Source organism: Stenotrophomonas sp. 89682_Sma (assembly GCF_056481405.1).
The window spans coordinates 2,119,068-2,139,092 of record NZ_CM151147.1 but is presented as its reverse complement, the minus strand read 5'-3'; the positions used below and the strand labels follow the sequence as shown (position 1 = coordinate 2,139,092).

Sequence of the window (20,025 nt, the reverse complement as noted above, 5' to 3'; positions counted from 1 at the left end):
GATGCGCATCTGGGCAGTCGCCAACCAGAAGGGCGGAGTCGGCAAGACCACCACCACCCTCGCCCTCGGCCGTGGCCTGGCAGCCCTTGGCCATCGCGTGCTGCTGATCGACCTCGATCCGCATGCCTCGCTCAGCCGCGCCTTCGGCGTGCCGGTGGATCCGCCGCCGGCCGGCGTACTGGAACTGTTCGGCGCCCCGCCGGCAGATCTTTCCAGCCTGTGCCATGCCAGCCACATCCATGGCCTGGACTATGTCTGCGCGCAGTCGGCACTGGCCACGCTGGAGCGCCGCAGCGCCAACCAGCCCGGCCTCGGCCTGGCCCTGCAGAACGCACTGGCGCGTCACCAGGGCCAGCACGACTACATCCTGCTGGACTGTGCCCCCACCCTTGGCCTGTTGATGATCAACGCACTTGCCGCTGCCGACCGCCTGATCATTCCCACCCAGGCCGAGCCGCTGGCCCTGCACGGTCTGGATGGCATGGTCCGTACCGGCGAGATGGTCGAGCGCTCGCGCCGCCGCCCGCTGCCGATCTCGATCCTGCCAACCCTGTTCGACCGCCGCACCCGCGCCGGCAACGAATCGCTGCGCACCATGCAGGATCGTCACGGCACCCGCGTGTGGGAAGACGCGATTCCGATCGACACCCGCATCAGCAATGCCGCAGGCCTGACCCTGCCCAGTGTCGGCGAGGACTACCCCGGCCGCGGCCTGGCCGCCTACCGCCGTGCACTGAACTGGATCCTCGGCGAGGATGCCCGCGCCCTGGAGCAGGCCGCATGAACAGCACAGGCGTATTGGACGACTACCTGGACGAACTGCTGGGCGAAGCGATTGTGGCGACGCCGCCTGCCACGCCGTCACCCGACAACGCCGGCCCCTGCCCGACGAACGTGGCAACGCCCGAGCGTGAGCCGACCTGGGACGACCTGCCCGCCGAAGTCATCTACGAGACGGACGCCGTCGTCGCGCAGCCCGCTGCAGACGACGCAGCCCTGGAGGCCGCCTTCGACGCCGCCTCCGCGCCCGCGACGGCGACCGGCACGGAACGCGAGCCCACCTGGGACGACCTGCCGGCCGAAGTGATCCATGAAACCGGAACTGTCGCCCGAGCCGAGGACACGGCCATGCTGGAGGCACCTTTCGAGGCCGCCACCAGCGATAGCGCCGGGCCGCGCCCGGCGGGCGAAGCGGCCGCCGAACGCGAGCCGACCTGGGACGACCTGCCCGATGAGGTCGTTCATGAGACCGCGCCCGCTCCGGCTGCAGCAGAAGCCGGCCCGGAGCCCACCTGGGACGACCTGCCCGACGAAGTGATCTACGAGACCGACGCGGCCGGCAGCCATCAGCTCGCCCACACTGACAGCCCCGGTCTGCAGGCTGCGTTCGAAGCCGCTGCTGGTGGCGAGGATGTCCCCACGCCGCCACCGGCCGTGGTTGCGCCCCCGGCACCGCGCCCTGCACCCGCGCCCGCCCCGGCCGCGCGTGCTGCCGCCGCGCCGCCGCCCCGCGTTGCCCTGGATGCCCCGGCCACCAGCCGTCCCGGTACCTGGCAGGAGCTGCAGGCGCAGGCGCACCAGCCCGCCAGCAGCCCGCACCCGCAGAACCGCCGCGCCGGCGAGCGCACCTCGCGCTGGCTGCGCCTGCGCTGCGGGACCCAGGCCTATGCGCTGGAACTGCTGAAAGTGCAGGAAGTGGTGTTGCCGGTGCCACTGCTGCCGTTGCGCGGCACGGCACCGGCGATGCTCGGGATCATGAACCTGCGTGGCCAGGTGGTGCCGGTGATGGACCTCGGCCTGCACCTCGGTGCCGCGGCGGCGGAAGACGACGCCCAGACCCGCATCGTGGTGCTGGAAGAGGATGGCGAGACCATCGGTCTGCGTGTGTCGGCCGTGGAGGATGTCGCCAACCTCACCGATTCGCAGATCGAACCCCCGGATACTGCCCGTATCTGCCAGATCTCCAATGATCTGTTCCGCGGCGTCGCCCGGGTCAGCCAGCGCCCGATGATCCTGCTTGACGCCACACGGCTGTTGAGTTGAGCCGACGCATCGCGTCGATTCTTCTAAAGAACCCCACCGGGGTGCCGTTATGGATCACGGAACCGTTTGTCCGGAGCAACGATGAGCACTGTCGAACTGGGTGAGGATCTCGGCATCGAGAGCAGCACCGAGCTCAAGAACCGCCTCGCCCCGCTGGTGGCGCAGGCAGGCGAGCTGACCCTGGATGCAAGCCAGGTCGCCCGCATCCACACGGCCGCCGTGCAGGTGCTGTGTGCCTTCGTGCAGGCCCGCCGCGAGGCAGGCCTGGGCACCGGCTTCCACGGTTGCACCGCAACCTTCCGTGACGCCGCGCGCCTGCTGGGCGTCACCCAGGCCCTGGGCCTGGACGCAACCCATGACAACCTGAAATCTGTGGAGAACGCTGCATGAGCGCACGTATCTTGGTGGTGGACGATTCGGCGTCGATGCGCCAGATGGTTTCCTTCGCCCTCACCTCGGCCGGTTTTGCCGTCGAAGAAGCCGAAGACGGCGCGGTCGCGCTCGGTCGCGCCAAGGGCCAACGCTTCAACGCGGTGGTCACCGACGTCAACATGCCGAACATGGACGGCATCGCGCTGATCCGCGAACTGCGCCAGCTACCGGACTACAAGTTCACCCCGCTGCTGATGCTGACCACCGAGTCGGCCGCCGACAAGAAGTCCGAAGGCAAGGCCGCCGGCGCCACCGGCTGGCTGGTCAAGCCGTTCAATCCGGAACAGCTGGTCGCCACCGTGCAGAAAGTGCTGGGCTGATCGCCCGGCACCGCTCCCCCTCTTCGCTTCCGGACCACCACTGCCATGAGCATGGACCTGCAACGCTTCCACGCCACCTTCTTCGAGGAGAGCCGCGAAGGCCTCGACGCGATGGAGGCTGGCCTGCTGGCCCTGGAATCGGGGCAGCAGGACGCGGAGATCATCAATTCGGTGTTCCGCGCCGCCCACTCCATCAAGGGCGGCGCCGGCACCTTCGGCTTCGATGCCATCGCCGGCCTGACCCACGTGCTGGAAACGCTGCTCGATGAGCTGCGTGCCGGCAAGCGGGCGCTGGAAGGCCACGCTGTCGATGCCATGCTGTCCTCGGTGGACGTGCTGCGCGCCCTGCTGCGCGAAGCCGAGCACGGCCAGGCGGCCGACCCCGCCGCTGTCGCTGCGGTGAAGGCACGCCTGGAAGCGGTGCTCTCCGGCCAGGCCGCAGCCAGCGCCCCGGCCACCGCCGCCGTCAAGGTGGACGATACCCCGGAAGCCTGGCAGATCGGCTTCACCCCGGCGCCGTCGCTGTTCATGAGCGGCAACGACCCGCTGCGCATCATCCGCGAACTGGAACACCTGGGTTCGCTGCAGGTGGCCGCGCGCATGGAACGCCTGCCCGGCTTTGCCCAGCTCGACCCGCTCGAGGCCCACCTGGCGTGGGACCTGGGCCTGGTCGGCAAGGTGCCGCGCAGCAAGATCGAAGACACCTTCGCCTGGGTACTGGACGACTGCGAGCTGGACATCCGTCCGGCAGCGCCGCCGAGCCTGGCCACCCAGGCGCCCGTTGCAGCAGCCCCTTCCACGCCTGCTGCCATCGCAGCGGCAACGCCTGCTGCGCCCGCCGCCAGCGGCGCTGCCAGCCAGGAAGCCGAGACCTCGATCCGCGTCAGCGTCGACAAGGTCGATGCGCTGATCAACCTGGTCGGCGAACTGGTCATCACCCAAGCCATGCTCAAGCAGGTCTCGCACGCGCTGGACCCGGTCCACGCCGAGAGCCTGTTCGCCGGCCTGGACCAGCTGGAACGCAACACCCGCGACCTGCAGGAAGCCGTGATCGGCGTGCGCATGCTGCCGGTCGATGCAGTGTTCCGCCGCTTCCCGCGCCTGGTCCGCGACCTGTCCAGCCGCCTTGGCAAGCAGGTGCGCCTGCGCACCGTCGGCGAAGGCACCGAGCTGGACAAGGGCCTGATCGAGAAGATCGCCGATCCGCTGGTGCACCTGGTGCGCAACTCGATCGACCACGGCCTGGAAATGCCCGACGTGCGTCGCGGCGCAGGCAAGGACGAGACCGGCACGATCACCCTGGCCGCATCGCACCAGGGCGGCCACATCGTCATCGAAGTGAGCGACGACGGCCGCGGCCTGGATCGCGCCAAGATCCTGGCCAAGGCCACCGAACGCGGGCTGGCCGTCCCGGACAACCCGACCGATTCGCAGGTCTGGGACCTGATCTTCCAGCCCGGCTTCTCCACCGCCGATGCGGTCACCGACCTGTCCGGGCGCGGCGTCGGCATGGACGTGGTCCGCCGCAACATCCAGGCGCTGGGCGGCGAGGTGCAGATCGAAAGCAGCCTCGGCGCCGGTACCCGCACGCTGATCCGCCTGCCACTCACCCTGGCCATCCTCGACGGCATGACCGTAGCGGTCGCGGGCGAGACGCTGATCCTGCCACTGGCCTACGTTCTGGAGGCCCTGCAGCCGCAGGCCGAGGACATCCGCAGCATGGCCGGCGAAGGCCGCGTGCTGCGGGTACGTGGCGAGTACCTGCCCATCCTCTCGCTGAGCGAGTACTACGGCTACGGCAACCGTGCACCGGGCAGCGAATCGCTGGTGGTCGTGGTCGAAGGCGATGGCCAGAAGATCGCACTGGAAGTGGACGAGCTTGTCGGCCAGCAGCAGGTGGTGGTGAAGAACATCGAGAACAACTACCGCCGCATCGGCGGGGTGTCCGGCGCCACCATCCTCGGCGATGGCCGCGTGGCGCTGATCGTCGACATCGGCGGCCTGGTACGCTCGCTGCGGATGCCGCAGGCCGCCTGATCCACGCTGCACACGTTCATGAAACCGCCGCCCTTCGGGGCGGCGGTTTTTGTTTGTGCGCGTTCCGCCATGGGGGTCAGATCCCTCTCTGCAGGAAAGGGATCTGCCCCCCACCCACGGCATCACGTATTCCGTGAACTCCGTCAACGCGATGGTTTCGCACGTAACCACGTCGCCGAAGCAAACGCCCCGCCACGAAGCCACTTTCGCGCCCTTATCCCTACGCATCCGAATGTGATCTGCGTCCATAAAGTCCGCGCAAGTTGCGCCGCTATTCCGCAATGACGGCCGTCACCGAACCCCCACCGGGCACTCCCGTTCGCTCTGCAACCACCCCCAAACCGGCGCACAGACGCCGGCACTCTGCCCACCTGGAGCACCCTGCATGAAGTGGTTCCAAGATCTGCCCATCGCCCGCAAGCTGGCCGTGGGGTTCACCCTCACCACCTTGATGACCCTGGTCCTCGGCGCCTTCGCACTGGTGCGTCTGAGCGAAGCCAACGCGCAGCTGCGCGAGATGGCTGGCAACGACATCCCGTCGGTGCAGCACCTGGGCGAGGCGCGCTCGCAGCTGGGCGAGTTCCGCACCTATGAACTGGCCCTGCTGAGCATGCTCGACCAGCCGGACAAGGTGACCGATTACAACAAGCGCATGGACGACACGGCCAAGGCCGTGCATGACGAGCTGGCCGCATACTCGGCACTGCCGGCGCTGGCCAAGGAACGTGAACTGTATCGCGCGGCGAACGTGCAGCTGGAACGCTACTTTGCCGCCAACAAGGCGATGCGCGCTGCCGTGGCCGCTGGTGACGGCGCCCTCGCACAGCAGATCTCCGACGAGCAGTCGCGCCCGGCACGCCGCGACCTGTTCGCCGCGATGAAGACCCTCGGCACCCACATCGCCGGCCTGATGGACGGCAAGATCGCCGATGCCAATGCCACCCACCGCACCAGCATGATTGCCATCGTCGGCTGCATGGTGCTGCTGTCGCTGGTCGCAGCCGTGCTGGCCGTCGTCATCTCGCGTGCAGTGACCGGCCCACTCGGCAAGGCCGTGCATGCCATCCAGGCCGCCGCGCGCGGTGATCTCAGCGTCAGCACCCAGGCCACCAGCAAGGACGAAGCCGGCAAGATGCTGGCCGCCACCGCCGACATGACCGCGATGCTGCGCCGCTTCAGCGAGCAGACCCAGCTGATGGCGCAGATGCATGCCGGCCCGGACATCAGCCACCGCATTCCCGAAGACTTCCCGGGCGTCTACGGCCAGCTGGCCAACGGCATCAACACGGTGATCTTCGAACACCTCGATGCGATCGTCGATGCCATTGAAGTGCTCAACCAGTACGCCATCGGCAACCTCGCCCCGGACGCCCGCCGCCTGCCCGGCAGCCGCGCGATCCTGCACGAGTCGATGGACGCGGCCAAGGCCAGCCTGCTGGCCATCAACACGCAGATCCAGCAGCTGGCCTCGGCCGCCGCCGCCGGCGACTTCAGCCAGCGCGGTGATGCGCAGCGTTTCGATCACGATTTCCGCGTGATGATCGAGCAGCTCAACAGCATGATGCAGGTGGCCGACGGCAACCTCGGCCAGCTCTCGCAGCTGCTGCAGTCGATCGCCGCCGGCGACCTGACCGCACGCATGGACGGCCAGTTCAACGGTGTGTTCGCGCGCATGCGTGACGACGCCAACACCACCGTCGCACAGCTGACCCAGATCGTCGGCCAGATCCAGGCCAGTGCCTCCAGCATCACCCTCGCCGCTGGCGAGATCGCGTCCGGCAACAGCGACCTGTCGCGCCGTACCGAGCAGCAGGCCGCCAACCTGGAAGAGACCGCCGCCTCGATGGAGGAACTGACCTCCACCGTGCGCCAGAACGCCGAGCACGCCCGCCAGGCCAACCAGCTCGCCATCGGCGCGCACGGTGTCGCTTCGCAGGGCGGCGAGGTCGTCGGCCAGGTGGTCACCACCATGTCGGCCATCGAAGCCTCGTCGAAGAAGATTGCCGAGATCATCTCGGTCATCGACGGCATCGCCTTCCAGACCAACATCCTGGCGCTGAATGCCGCGGTGGAAGCCGCGCGTGCCGGTGAACAGGGCCGTGGCTTCGCCGTGGTCGCCAGCGAAGTGCGCACCCTGGCCCAGCGCTCGGCCGCCGCCGCCAAGGAGATCAAGGGCCTGATCGATGATTCGGTCGGCAAGGTCGCCGAAGGCTCCAGCCTGGTCCATCAGGCCGGCAGCACCATGGGCGAGATCGTCGCCTCGGTGCAGCGCGTGACCGACATCATGGCCGAGATCTCCGCTGCCTCGCAGGAACAGAGTGCCGGCATCGAGCAGGTCAACCAGACCGTGGTGCAGATGGACGAAACCACCCAGCAGAACGCCGCGCTGGTGGAGGAAGCCACTGCTGCCGCACGTGCGATGGAAGACCAGGCCGTGCAGCTGGGCGAAGCCGTAGCGCGCTTCCGGCTGGCATCGCAGGGCGTCGCCGCTGCACCGGCACGGCTGGCGAACGCGCCGCAGCCACGCCAGGTCGCGGCTGCCCTGCCCGCCACCAAGGCAGCACCGGCACGACCGTTGCGCGCATCGGCCGCCCAGCCGGCGCTGGCTGCCGAGGGTGATTGGCAGGAGTTCTGAGGACACTGGGGTCGGATCCCTTTCCCACAGGAAAGGGCTCTGACCCCACACGCATGGAAAGTGATGCAAATCTCACTTCATAATCCAATGCAGAGGCCGATATCCCCATCGAGCCTCGCGCCAACGCGTGCTGGCGCCCGCCCCTGATCACAGATTCCATGTCCGACGGCCACGACACTGAACTGCACGATGTCCACGCGGCCGACGCCGCGGACGAACGCTTCCTGGTCCGCAACCCCCGCCAGCTGCGGCAGCTGCTGCGCTCGCTGATCGACCAGCGATCACTGATCAATGCGCATATCGACGGCCGGGATCGTTCGTTCCCGACCGCCCTACTTGATCTCGACGAAGACGAAGACTACCTGCTGCTCGACGGCAGCCCGCAGGAAGCATCGAACCGTGCTGCCGAGCAGGCCGACCATCTGCTCTGCTTCGCCCAGCTTGAACGTGTCCTCGTGCGGTTCCGACTGCACGCGCTGCAGCGCGTGGACAACGATGGCCACGTCGCCTTCCGCGCCCCGTTGCCGGACGAACTGGTGCACCTGCAACGCCGCGAGCTGTACCGGCTGGAGACCCCGGTCACCGACTCGCCACAGCTGCGGCTGCCCCCCGGCGAAGCCCGCGCCGAAGCGCTGTCGATGCGGGTGGTGGACATCAGCGGTGGTGGCCTGGCCGTAGTGGTACCCAACGACTGCGCCGTGTTCGGCCTGCAGAAGCGCTACCCGGCGCAGCTGTCGCTGCCCGATGGCCCGGACCTGGACATCGAACTGGTGGTCTGCAACCTGCTGCCACAGCGACAGCCCAACGGCATCGAGGTCAAGCGCGTGGGCATGCGCTTTGACAGCCTGCCGCGCGGTGGCGACAGCGCCATCCAGCGCTACATCTTCCGCATCGACCGCCAGCGCAAGGCCCGCCGCAACGGCGAGCTGTAGTCACGTGGTAGTGCCGGCCGTTGGCCGGCAACCCTGGAACGCATGCCGGGGTCAGATCCCTTTTCCCTGAAAAGGGATCTGACCCCATCCACTGCCCGGCACCTAAAGTCCCCCCCGGCGGGGCCGATATCGAGCCTGACACCGGGACTTCCGGCAGAACCAGGACCCCTCGATGAACGACAAGACCAGCTCCGCCGCCAGCGCCGGTGGCGAATTCCTCAGCTTCACCCTCGGCGCCGAGCACTACGGCGTGGACATCCTCAAGGTGCAGGAAATCCGTGGCTACGATGCGGTCACCCGCGTGCCGGATGCCCCGGACTACATCAAGGGCGTGATCAACCTGCGCGGCACCATCGTGCCGGTCATCGACCTGCGCCTGAAGCTGCGCCTGGACAACGCCCGCTACGACGCCTTCACCGTGATGATCGTGCTCAACGTCGAAGACCGCGTGGTCGGCATCGTGGTCGACAGCGTGTCGGACGTGATCCCGCTGTCGGCCGAGCAGATCCGCCCGACCCCGGAGTTCGGCGCTGCGGTCGATACCCGCTTCATCTCCGGCATCGGCACCCACGACGACCGCATGCTGATCCTGCTGGACATCGAGACCCTGCTCGACAGCGCCGACATGGGCCAGACCCCCCTCGCTGAAGACGCTGCCGCCTGACCCAGCGGACCTGCTTCACGTTCTGGTCACAAAACCCTTCAGTTCCCCCCGGCAGTGCCGATAGGGGGACAGAAGCCGGTCGCGCAGGAGCGCGCGGAACCGGAACGACCATCACCATCCCCGGAGATACACCTCGATGAAGTCCCTGCTTGCGTTCGTCTCGGCCGCTGTCCTGGCCACCACCGCTTCCTCCGCGTTCGCCCAGGCGGCCGACATGATCCCGCCGGAACTGGCCCCGCGTTCGGTCGGCAAGGACGGCATGGTCTGTGGCAAGGTCGAAAAGGCCCGCTACGCAGAAGGTTCCGAAGGCCAGCCGACCTTCCTGTACATGGGCGGTGCCTTCCCGCGCCACACCTTCTCGGCCCGCATCGCCGGCGAGAACCGCGGCAAGTTCTCCTTCCCGCTGGAAACCCTGGAAGGCAAGACCGTGTGCGTGATCGGCAAGATCCAGCGCGACGCCTCGCGCGCGGAAATCGAAGTCAGCTCGCCGGCGGGCCTGAAGCTGGCCAACATCAAGTAATCCGCTGTCCGTCGAACCACGCCGGAGCTCGTGCCGGCGTGGTTTCTGCTGCAACCGGGCCCGATGCCCGGACGCGTCTGCCTTAGGAGATCGCAACGCCCATGCCGTGGATCAACAACCTGAAACTGATGCCGAAGCTGCTGTTGACCTTCGGTGTCCTCCTGCTGGTGATGCTGCTGCAGGGCATCGTCGCCTATCGCGGACTGCATTCGCTGAACAACGTCACCACCGAGTTGGCCGGCTCGCGCATGGAAAGCATCCGCATGGCCGGCGAGATGCGCGGCATGCTGGGCGAGTACCGCAATGCCGCCTACCAGCAGCTGATCCGCGCCAGCGATGACGTCAAGTCCGACGCACGCAAGCAGGCCGTCGACCTGCGCACCAGCATGGACACGTCGATCAAGGACTACCCGAAGCTGGTCGACAACGCGCAGCAGAAGAAGCTGTTCGATACCTTCGCCAAGGAATGGAAGGACGCCCTGGCCTCCTATGACAGCGTCACCGAGATGCTGGAACTGGACCTGCCGGACGATGCCATCGATACCTTCGTGGGCGAGACCCGCACCAAGCACCGCAAGGCGGCTTCGGCGCTGGAAGCGCTGATCGCCGAAGACAACCGCCTCGCCCGCGCCTCGCGCGAAGAGGCCGCGTCCACCTATTCCGCCTCGGCCGTGCTGACCGTGATCGCCCTGCTGGGCGGCGCCGCACTCGGCCTGGTGCTGGTCTGGCTGTTCGCCCGCGCCCTGGTCGGCAGCGTGCGTGGCGCCGTTTCGGTCGCCAACGACGTCGCCGGCGGCAAGCTCGATGGCCACATCGACGTCAGCCGCCAGGACGAAGTGGGCGAGCTGATGCAGGCCATGCAGCGCATGCAGAGCGACCTGCGCGAGCGCATCGAAACCGACCAGGCCGTTGCCCGCGAGAATCTGCGCATCCGCACTGCGCTGGACTACAGCTCCACCGGTGTCTACCTGACCGATACCAGCAACACCATCGTCTACAGCAACCGCGCCCTGCAGCAGACCCTGAGCCAGTACCAGGACGAAGTGCGCCGCGACCTGCCGGACTTCGACGCCCAGGCCTCGCTGATCGGCAAGCCGGTCACCGTGCTGGAACACCGCGGCGAGATGGACCAGACCCTGCTGGGCAACCTGAAGGCCCACGGCGTCGCCCGTCGCCCGATGCAGTACGGCGATGCCCAGTTCGCGCAGGTGGTATCGACCATCCGCAATGAAGGTGGTGACACCGTCGGCTACGTGGTGGAATGGCGCGACCGCACCCAGGAAGCGCTGGTCGAAGCCGAAGTAGCACGCGTCATCGCCCAGGCGGCTGCCGGCGACCTGTCCGGCCGCATCGATGCCAGCGACAAGGAAGGTTTCTTCCTGCAGCTGGCGCAGCAGATCAACGGTCTGCTCGACGCCAATGCCGGCAGCATCGAGCAGATCTCCGGCCTGCTTGCCGCGCTGTCGCAGGGGGACCTGACCGTGCGCATGCACGGCGATTACCAGGGCGTGTTCGCCCGCATGCGCGACGACGCCAACGCCACCGCCGCGCAGCTGAGCGAGATCGTCACCCGCATCAAGCAGTCCAGCCGCGCAATCAGCTCGGCCGCCGGCGAAATCGCCTCGGGCAACAGCGACCTGTCGCGCCGTACCGAGCAGCAGGCTGCAAACCTGGAAGAGACCGCTGCTTCGATGGAGGAACTGACCTCCACCGTGCGCCAGAACGCCGAGCACGCCCGTCAGGCCAACCAGCTCGCCATCGGCGCGCACGGTGTCGCCTCGCAGGGCGGCGACGTCGTCGGCCAGGTGGTCACCACCATGTCGGCCATCGAAGCCTCCTCGAAGAAGATTGCCGAGATCATCTCGGTCATCGACGGCATCGCCTTCCAGACCAACATCCTGGCGCTGAATGCCGCGGTGGAAGCCGCGCGTGCCGGTGAACAGGGCCGTGGCTTTGCCGTGGTCGCCAGCGAAGTGCGCACCCTGGCCCAGCGCTCGGCCGCCGCCGCCAAGGAGATCAAGGGCCTGATCGATGATTCGGTCGGCAAGGTCAACGACGGCTCGGCGCTGGTACACAAGGCCGGCGCGACCATGGGCGAGATCGTCGCCTCGGTGCAGCGCGTGACCGACATCATGGCCGAGATCTCCGCTGCCTCGCAGGAACAGAGTGCCGGCATCGAGCAGGTCAACCAGACCGTGGTGCAGATGGACGAAACCACCCAGCAGAACGCCGCGCTGGTGGAAGAAGCCACCGCTGCGGCCCGTGCGATGGAAGAACAGGCCGGCCACCTCAGCGAAGCCGTGTCGATCTTCGTGGTCGACGAAGCCGAGACCGTGGTTGCCCCGCCGCGCGCCGCTGCCCCGGCCCCGCGTGCTGCTGCACCGGCAGCACCGGCGCCGGCCGCCCCGCCCGCCCGCCGCACCGCGGGTGGTCGCCCGATGGCTACCGAACTGGCCGACGGAGACTGGCAGGAGTTCTGATTCCAGCCTGACCTGATCCACGAAGACGCCCTGGCCCTGCGCCGGGGCGTTTTCGTTTACGGGGTATCTGGATATCCAGCCAACGGCGAAGCCCCTCGGGGTGGTCGGTCGAAGCGCTGGGTTACTGAGGGTTGGCCGAGAGGGTGGGCTGCGCAGGGGACGCCGTGAATACGTCCTTGTAGGCTCGGTCGCCGCACCCATGCGGCTCACGCCCCTGCGCAGCCCACCCTCCCGGCCACGGAAAATTTCCGTGCGCGTCCACCCCGGATTGAAGAAAGAAGAGCAAAAAGCAAAAGCCAGGTCACTTCCGGGGTCAGATCCGATTTCCTGCGGAAAACGGATCTGACCCCTCTTTCCACTTGGAAACCCAACGCTCTTTCCGTCCGACGCCGGGATATCGAATGGGCCGGGCCAGGGTGGGTTGGCGGGGGTGTCTGATCTGGCCCCCCGTCAGCGGACGCCAAGAAGCGATACTTTGATCGCACCTGGAGGTCCCTTATGTCCCGTATCACCCGTCGTAGCTACACCGATGAGTTCAAGCACCAAGCCGTGGAGTTGGCCGAGTCGCTCGGGCCTGCCGCAGCAGCCCGTCAGCTGGAGATGTCGGTCAAGACGCTGGCAAATTGGCTTGACGCGGTCCGTGCTGGCCGGTCGTTGACCTCTGAGGCTCGCAGGCCGGCCACCGACCTGGAAAGCGAGATCAGCCGCCTTCGGGCCGAGAACGCCAATCTGAAGATGGAGCGGGAAATCCTAAAAAAAGCGGCGGCGTTCTTTGCCAGAGAGTCCAAGTGAGGTACGCCTTCGTCGCCAGTCAAAGGACTCACTACCCGACCAGGTTGTTGTGTCGGGTTCTTAGGGTTTCTGTCTCTGGATTCCATGATTACCTGCGCCGGCAGTGTGCCCAAACGTGCGATGTCGATTCGGCCCTCCGTACCGAGCTTCGGGCCATTCATGTGACCAGCAAGCGCAGTTATGGGCGACGTCGGCTGGTCAGGGCCTTACGAGCCAGGAATCACCCAGTCGGCCACAAGCGCGTGGCACGGTTAATGGCCGAGGAGCGAATCCAGGGCAAGACCAAAGGCCGATTCCGACCCAAGTCCTCCGGCGGCTCATCTCAGCTCGCCCCCAACCTGCTGGATCGGCAATTTGCCCCCGGAACCGGACCGACGGCGTGGGTTGGGGATATCACGTATGTCCCCACCCGCCAGGGATGGCTGCATCTGGCCGTGGTCATCAGCGTCCAGACCCGGCAGGTGCTGGGCTACAGCGTTTCCAAGCGCCTGACTGAAGAGCTGGTGGCGAAAGCATTTGCCAATGCTTGGGCTCTGCATCCACAACGACCCGGCCTGATCTTCCATTCAGATCGTGGTGGGCAGTACTGGGGGAACCAGTTTCGCCAGCTGCTGCAGTCCCATGACGTGGTCCAAAGCATGAGCCGGCCTGGCAATTGCTGGGACAACGCGGTGGCCGAGAGCTTCTTTGCGACGCTCAAGACAGAAGAGGCTGCCGAGCCTTACGCCAGTAGGGAACAAGCCAGCCAGTCCATCGCTGCTTACATCCACGGCTTCTACAATCCAGCCCGGCTACACTCGGCGCTGGGCTACCGCTCGCCTAACAACTACGCCCGGCAGCGCCGGGCTGCCGCCTGAAACGGCTTCATGGCGTCCGTTTTCAGGGGGCCAGATCAGTCCGCGGCATGGATGCCGCGGCCAAGCCCCCAGGGACGGGTTTACGGCGTCCCCCGCCAACCCACCCTGGCCCGGCCCCCCCTCGCAACTCGCGACCGCCGACCAACTGCTGTTGCTGTTGCTTCAAAAGCCTGCCGCAGGCAGCGCCGCAGCCGCCGCTGCAAGGAAACCTGAATACGTTCGGACACCGCACCTCAATCCCCCGCCCGCGCGGCCGATAACGGGGTTGTCACGGCGTATCCCGCCGCTGACCGGCTCGGCGCCGCCCGCCCGCTTCGACCTGGTCCTGCTCGATGAATCTCCTGCATCGCTGGCAACACTACTTCAGCAATCTCTCCGTCCGGCGCAAGCTCAACCTGCTGACGCTGCTCATCGCGCTCGGCGTGATCGCGCTCTCGGTGATCGCCGCCCGCATGCAGTACCTGGACCTCACCGAGACCCGCAAGACCGCGCTGAAGACCCAGGTCGAACTCAGCTACGGCATCCTGCAGCACTACCATCGCCTGGCCAGCACCGGCGAGCTCAGCGAGGACGCCGCCAAGGGCGCCGCGCTGCAGGCGCTGGAATCGATGCGTGCCGAGAACGATACGTACTACTTCAACATCTACGACACCGGCTACCGCCTGCTGATGCACCCGTTCCGCAAGGACCTGGTCGGCAAGGACATGAAGGACTTCCGTACCGACGACGGCGTGCGCATCTATTACGACCAGGTCGAAGCGGCCAAGGCCGGCGGCGGCTTCGTCAACTATCGCTGGGCCAAGCCCGGCAGCAAGGGCGAGGTCGAGAAGGTCGCCTACGCCGGCCTGTTCGCGCCCTGGAACTGGGTGGTCAGCAGCGGCGTCTACATGGACGACGTGCAGCAGCAGGCGCTGGTGTTCACCGCCATCATGGCGGTCTCCGGTGGCGTGCTGGTGATGATCGTCCTGGCCCTGAGCTGGGTCATCGGAAACCGCATTGCGCGCCCGCTGAAGCAGGCCACCGCCGTCGCCGAAGGCATCGCCAATGGCAAGCTGGACAGCCACATCGGTCCGCAGGCGCATGACGAACCCGGCCGCCTGCTGGAGGCCATGTCCGGCATGCAGCAGCAGCTGCATGCGGTGATCGGCGGCCAGCGCGAAATGGCTCGCCGTCACGATGCCGGCGAACTGAGCTACCGCATCGACGCCAGCGCCTTCCCCGGCGAATACGGGCTGATGGTGCAGGAGACCAATACCCTGGTCGGCAGCCACGTGCAGACCCTGCACGATGTGCTGGACGTGGTACAGCAGTACGCCGTCGGCGACCTGAGCCGCGACATCGCCCGCTACCCCGGCGAAAAGGCGGCGATGACCACCACCGTCGACACCGTCAAGTCCAACCTCGGCCGCATCAACGCCGAAATCAAGCAACTGGCCAGTGCCGCCGCTGCCGGCGACTTCAGCCGTCGTGGCGATGCGCAGCGCTTCGATCACGATTTCCGCCTGATGCTGGAAAACCTCAACGCGATGATGGCGGTCAGCGATGACAATCTCGGCAAGCTCTCGAAGCTGCTGTCGGCGATTGCCGACGGTGACCTGACCGCGCGCATGCACGGCGACTACCAGGGCGTGTTCGCGCGGATGCGCGACGACGCCAACACCACCGTCACGCAACTGACCCAGATCGTTGGCCAGATCCAGGCCAGCGCTTCCAGCATCACCCTGGCGGCGGGCGAAATCGCCTCCGGCAACAGCGACCTGTCGCGCCGTACCGAGCAGCAGGCCGCCAACCTGGAAGAGACCGCCGCCTCGATGGAGGAACTGACCTCTACCGTGCGCCAGAACGCCGAGCATGCCCGCCAGGCCAACCAGCTCGCCATCGGCGCGCAGGGTGTCGCTTCGCAGGGCGGCAGCGTGGTCGGCCAGGTGGTCACCACCATGTCGGCCATCGAAGCCTCGTCGAAGAAGATCGCCGAGATCATCTCGGTCATCGACGGCATCGCCTTCCAGACCAACATCCTGGCGCTGAATGCTGCGGTGGAAGCCGCGCGTGCCGGTGAACAGGGCCGTGGCTTTGCCGTGGTCGCCAGCGAAGTGCGCACCCTCGCCCAGCGCTCCGCCGCCGCCGCCAAGGAGATCAAGGGCCTGATCGACGACTCGGTCGGCAAGGTCGCCGAAGGCTCCAGCCTGGTGCACCAGGCCGGCAGCACCATGGGCGAGATCGTCGCCTCGGTGCAGCGTGTGACCGACATCATGGCCGAGATCTCCGCCGCTTCGCAGGAACAGAGCGCTGGTATCGAGCAGGTCAACCAGACCGTGGTGCAGATGGACGAAACCACCCAGCAGAACGCTGCGCTGGTGGAAGAAGCTACCGCCGCCGCACGCGCGATGGAAGAACAGGCCGCGCACCTGGCCGACGCCGTGGCGATCTTCCGCCTCGACAACCAGGTTTCCGCTGCAGTGAAGGCTGCGGCGGAACGCGTGGAACCGGTGCGCATCACCACTGTGGCCCATCCGCAGCCGACCAGCGCGCCCGCGCCGGTCCGCCGCAGCAGCAACGCCAGTACCTTCGTGGCCAGCGACAGCGACTGGCAGGAATTCTGAGACCCACCCGCGGTGGCTTCGGCCACCGCCCTCGCCGATGGACACGTCCCCCGTGCAAAGTCCTACTCCCATCGTCACCGGCCCGCGCGAATTCGAGTTCGCCGACCGTGATTTCCGCCGCGTCTGCGACCTGATCTACCAGCGCGTGGGCATCGCCCTGGCGCCGGCAAAGCGCGACATGGTGTATGGCCGCCTGTCGCGCCGCCTGCGCACGCTGGGCATGCGCAGCTTCCAGCAGTACCTGGACCATCTGGAGCAGGAAGATGGCGACGAGTGGCAGGCGTTCACCAACGCTCTCACCACCAACCTGACCTCGTTCTTCCGCGAGCCGCACCACTTCGACAAGCTGCGCGAAGAACTGCAGCAGCGCTCCAGCCGCACGCCGCTGCTGCTGTGGTCGTGCGCGGCATCCACCGGTGAAGAACCCTATTCGATGGCGATCACCGCCTGCGAGGCCTTCGGCACGCTGAAGCCGCCAGTGCGCATCGTCGCTACCGACGTCGATACCCAGGTACTGGCCACCGCCGGCCGTGGCGTCTACAACATCGATCGCGTCACCAATCTCGACCCCGACCTGCGCCGGCGCTACTTCCAGCGCGGCAGCGGCCCCAACGAGGGGCAGTGCCGCGTACTGCCGGCGCTGCGCGAGCTGATCGAGTTCCGCCCGTTGAATCTGCTCGCCCCGCGCTACGACGTCGGCGGTCCATTCGATGCGTTGTTCTGCCGCAATGTGATGATCTACTTCGACAAGCCGACCCAGCGCGCCATCCTCGGCCGCCTGGTGCAGCACCTGGCCGACGACGGGCTGCTCTACACCGGCCACTCGGAGAACTACCTGCACGCCGCCGACCTGATCCAGCCCTGCGGGCGCACCCTGTACCGCCGCGCGGCAAAGGCCGGCGCATGAACGCCGCACTGCGTACCGACGATGTGATGCGCTACCAGGATGCGCGCTTCCAGACCATTGCCGCCAAGCTGCTGCCCACCCAGTACCTGGTGGTCGATGACACCACGGCGCTGACCACCACGCTCGGGTCCTGCGTGGCCGCCTGCCTGCGTGACCCAGTGCTGAAGATCGGCGGCATGAACCACTTCCTGCTGCCTGAGGGCAACGCCGGCGACGGCGCGCCCGCGCGCTACGGCAGCTACGCGATGGAACTGCTGATCAACGACATGCTCAAGCGCGGCGCGCACCGCAAGCGCATCGAGGCCAAGGTGTTCGGCGGCGCCAACGTGCTGAAGGGCTTCACCAGCAATCCGGTCGGCACCCGCAACGCCGAGTTCGTGCGCCAGTACCTGCAGGCCGAGCACATTCCGATCATCGCCGAGGACCTCTGCGGCATCCATCCGCGCAAGATCTGGTTCTTCGCCGATACCGGCCGCGTGGTGGTGCAGCGCCTGCCGCACGCTCACGAAGCCGAAGTCGCCGCCACCGAATCGGCGGTACGTGCACGCCTGTCCAAGGCCCCGGTCACCGGCGGCGTGGAGTTGTTCGAATGACCCTGACCGGCAACGCCCCCTGCCGGGTCCTGATCGTCGACGACTCCGCCGTCGTGCGCCAGATGCTCACCGAGATCCTGTCCAGCGACCCGACCATCGACGTGGTCGGCACCGCCGCCGACCCGCTGCTGGCGCGCGAGAAGATCAAGCGCCTGGCCCCGGACGTCATCACGCTGGACGTGGAAATGCCACGCATGGACGGCCTGGCCTTCCTGGAAAACCTGATGCGGCTGCACCCGCTGCCCGTGGTGATGATCTCGTCGCTGACCGAACGCGGCGCCGACACCACGCTGCAGGCGCTGGCATTGGGCGCGGTGGACTTCGTCTCCAAGCCCAAGCTGGACGTCGCGCGCGGCCTGCAGGGCTACGCCGATGAGATCATCGCCAAGGTCAAGATGGCGGCGCGCTCACGGGTGCGCCCGCTGGTGCGTGCGGCCGCTCCGAAGCTCCTGCTGGAAGCAGCTCCTGCAATGCGCCCGGCTGCACCGCAGTTCCGCACCACCGACCGCCTGATCGCGATTGGCTCTTCGGCCGGCGGTACCGAAGCGCTGCGCGTGGTGCTGGAAGGCATGCCTGCCGATGCTCCCGCCGTGGTGATGACCCAGCACCTGCCCGCCAGCTTCAGCAGCGCCTTCGCCGAGCGACTGGATCGGCACTCGGCGATGGCCGTGCGCGAGGCCAGCGATGGCGAAGCGGTACTGCCCGGCCATGCCTACCTGCCTCCAGGCGGCAAGCACCTGCGCATCATCCGCGACGGTGCGCGCTGGCGCTGCCGCGTCGACGATGGCCCGGCGGTGAACCGTCACAAGCCCGCGGTCGACGTGCTGTTCCGTTCGGTCGCGCAGAGCGCGGGCGGCAACGCCATCGGCGCCATCCTCACCGGCATGGGTGACGATGGCGCGCGCGGCCTGCTGGAGATGCGCCAGGCCGGCGCATCGACGCTGGTCCAGGACGAAGCCACCAGCGTGGTCTGGGGCATGCCTGGCGCCGCGTTCAAGCTGGGGGCGGCCGAGGAACAGGTTCCGCTGGAACGGATTGCCGAACGACTGTTGGCGCTCGCACGCGGCTGATGGAATGGCTGTAGAGCCGGGCCCACGCTCGGCTCCGCATCCGGGCATACACTCCGGCCAGATGTCGCATTCAACCCGTTTGTGCTTGCAGCAACGTCGGACAGCGGCGTTTCAACAGTGCGACTTACGCACATCGGTGTCGTAACTACCTCCGTTGCACCGAGGAACGGCCCCTCGCCGATCCGCGACAATGGACCTGCGTCCCCTCCCCCCGCAGCGTGGGGCTCCCTTCCATGGAGCCTTCCCATGCATCTTCTCACCCATCACGATATCGGCACCGGCTTTCCGCTTGTCCTCGGCGGCAGCTATCTCTGGGGCCGCGACATGTGGGCGCCGCAGATCGAGCTGTTGTCGCGGCGCTACCGCCTGATCATTCCGGAACTGCCCGGCCACGACAACGATCTGCCCCTGTCAGCCGCCTTCACCACACCGGCGTGCCTCGCCCATGAAGTGGGCCGCCTGCTGGATGCGCTGGGCATCCAGCAATACGCAGTGGCCGGACTATCGGTCGGCGGCATGTGGGCTGCAGAACTGGCACTGCAGCGTCCCGACCAGATCCGCTCGCTGATCCTGATGGATACGTACCTCGGTGCGGAACCCGAGGCATCCCGTCAACGCTACTTCGGAATGCTCGACATGATTGAACACCTGGGCTGCATCCCCGAAGCCATGGCCGAGCAGATCGTGCCGCTGTTCTTCCGCCCTGGTATCGCTGCTGACGATCCCATGCGGGTGCAGTTCCTGCAGCGGCTGCTCTCGTGGCACCGCCAGCGCCTGCTCGATGCAGTCGTGCCACTGGGTCGCCTGATCTTTGGCCGCCCGGACCGGCTGTCGGCCATCAACGCGCTTGATCCAGGCACAACCCTGATCCTGAGCGGCGAGCTGGATCTGCCGCGTCCCCTCACCGAGGCACGACAGATGGCGGAGCGGATCGGCTGCCGCCTGCAATCGATACCTGAGGCCGGCCACATCTCCACGTTGGAGAATCCGGGCTTCGTCAGCGTCCAGCTCGATGCGTGGCTGCAGCGCTCACTCTCGCTGGCGCCGTCCTGCTGACGCGCAGGCAAGGCAAGCAGCAGCCGGGCATGGGTTCGGCCCTACCCGCCATCACGCCACAGAAAAACCCCCGGCCTTCACCGG

General features: G+C 67.1%; 17 protein-coding genes. All 17 read left to right on the top strand.

What is annotated here, in order from left to right:
- Position 1: 1 nt before the first annotated feature.
- Positions 2 to 784, top strand: a complete 783-nt coding sequence (locus tag ACZK29_RS09930; RefSeq protein ID WP_111202980.1) for a ParA family protein — start codon at positions 2 to 4, stop codon at positions 782 to 784.
- On the top strand, positions 781 to 2,043 hold the full coding sequence (locus ACZK29_RS09925; protein ID WP_111202982.1) for a chemotaxis protein CheW: 1,263 nt from the start codon (positions 781 to 783) through the stop codon (positions 2,041 to 2,043). Before ACZK29_RS09930 ends, ACZK29_RS09925 begins: the two co-directional genes overlap by 4 nt.
- A gap of 81 nt (positions 2,044 to 2,124) precedes the next feature.
- Positions 2,125 to 2,433, top strand: coding sequence for an STAS domain-containing protein (locus tag ACZK29_RS09920; RefSeq protein ID WP_111202984.1), 309 nt, complete (start codon positions 2,125 to 2,127; stop codon positions 2,431 to 2,433).
- The gene (locus ACZK29_RS09915; RefSeq protein WP_005409521.1) at positions 2,430 to 2,795 is read left to right on the top strand and encodes a response regulator; all 366 of its coding nucleotides are present in this window, start codon (positions 2,430 to 2,432) and stop codon (positions 2,793 to 2,795) included. The genes ACZK29_RS09920 and ACZK29_RS09915 overlap by 4 nt, the downstream gene beginning before the upstream one ends.
- Before the next feature lie 45 nt (positions 2,796 to 2,840).
- On the top strand, positions 2,841 to 4,832 hold the full coding sequence (locus tag ACZK29_RS09910) for a chemotaxis protein CheA (protein ID WP_459047693.1): 1,992 nt from the start codon (positions 2,841 to 2,843) through the stop codon (positions 4,830 to 4,832).
- Between the two features lie 385 nt (positions 4,833 to 5,217).
- A complete protein-coding gene (locus ACZK29_RS09905) occupies positions 5,218 to 7,467 on the top strand; it encodes a methyl-accepting chemotaxis protein (protein WP_478446993.1) in 2,250 nt (749 codons plus the stop codon).
- A gap of 158 nt (positions 7,468 to 7,625) precedes the next feature.
- On the top strand, positions 7,626 to 8,399 hold the full coding sequence (locus ACZK29_RS09900) for a flagellar brake protein (RefSeq protein ID WP_111202990.1): 774 nt from the start codon (positions 7,626 to 7,628) through the stop codon (positions 8,397 to 8,399).
- Positions 8,400 to 8,571: 172 nt separating this feature from the next.
- Entirely contained in the window at positions 8,572 to 9,063 is a 492-nt protein-coding gene (locus ACZK29_RS09895) for a chemotaxis protein CheW (protein ID WP_111202992.1), read from the top strand.
- 136 nt (positions 9,064 to 9,199) lie between these two features.
- Positions 9,200 to 9,583 (top strand): hypothetical protein, encoded by a 384-nt coding sequence (locus ACZK29_RS09890; RefSeq protein ID WP_005409515.1) that lies wholly within the window; start codon positions 9,200 to 9,202, stop codon positions 9,581 to 9,583.
- A 101-nt stretch (positions 9,584 to 9,684) separates the two neighbouring features.
- The gene (locus tag ACZK29_RS09885) at positions 9,685 to 12,063 is read left to right on the top strand and encodes a methyl-accepting chemotaxis protein (RefSeq protein WP_164147208.1); all 2,379 of its coding nucleotides are present in this window, start codon (positions 9,685 to 9,687) and stop codon (positions 12,061 to 12,063) included.
- Positions 12,064 to 12,561: 498 nt separating this feature from the next.
- Positions 12,562 to 12,855 (top strand): transposase, encoded by a 294-nt coding sequence (locus ACZK29_RS09880; protein WP_006388655.1) that lies wholly within the window; start codon positions 12,562 to 12,564, stop codon positions 12,853 to 12,855.
- Entirely contained in the window at positions 12,852 to 13,712 is an 861-nt protein-coding gene (locus tag ACZK29_RS09875; RefSeq protein WP_111202687.1) for an IS3 family transposase, read from the top strand. The genes ACZK29_RS09880 and ACZK29_RS09875 overlap by 4 nt, the downstream gene beginning before the upstream one ends.
- 332 nt (positions 13,713 to 14,044) lie before the next feature.
- Positions 14,045 to 16,315 (top strand): methyl-accepting chemotaxis protein, encoded by a 2,271-nt coding sequence (locus tag ACZK29_RS09870; protein WP_111205270.1) that lies wholly within the window; start codon positions 14,045 to 14,047, stop codon positions 16,313 to 16,315.
- A 37-nt stretch (positions 16,316 to 16,352) separates the two neighbouring features.
- Positions 16,353 to 17,222: a CheR family methyltransferase gene (locus ACZK29_RS09865; RefSeq protein ID WP_019338555.1), complete on the top strand. Its 870-nt coding sequence runs from the start codon at positions 16,353 to 16,355 to the stop codon at positions 17,220 to 17,222.
- The gene (cheD, locus tag ACZK29_RS09860) at positions 17,219 to 17,815 is read left to right on the top strand and encodes a chemoreceptor glutamine deamidase CheD (RefSeq protein WP_111205271.1); all 597 of its coding nucleotides are present in this window, start codon (positions 17,219 to 17,221) and stop codon (positions 17,813 to 17,815) included. The genes ACZK29_RS09865 and cheD overlap by 4 nt, the downstream gene beginning before the upstream one ends.
- Positions 17,812 to 18,885, top strand: a complete 1,074-nt coding sequence (locus ACZK29_RS09855; RefSeq protein ID WP_111205272.1) for a protein-glutamate methylesterase/protein-glutamine glutaminase — start codon at positions 17,812 to 17,814, stop codon at positions 18,883 to 18,885. The genes cheD and ACZK29_RS09855 overlap by 4 nt, the downstream gene beginning before the upstream one ends.
- Before the next feature lie 246 nt (positions 18,886 to 19,131).
- Entirely contained in the window at positions 19,132 to 19,941 is an 810-nt protein-coding gene (locus tag ACZK29_RS09850) for an alpha/beta fold hydrolase (RefSeq protein ID WP_111205273.1), read from the top strand.
- Positions 19,942 to 20,025: the final 84 nt, after the last annotated feature.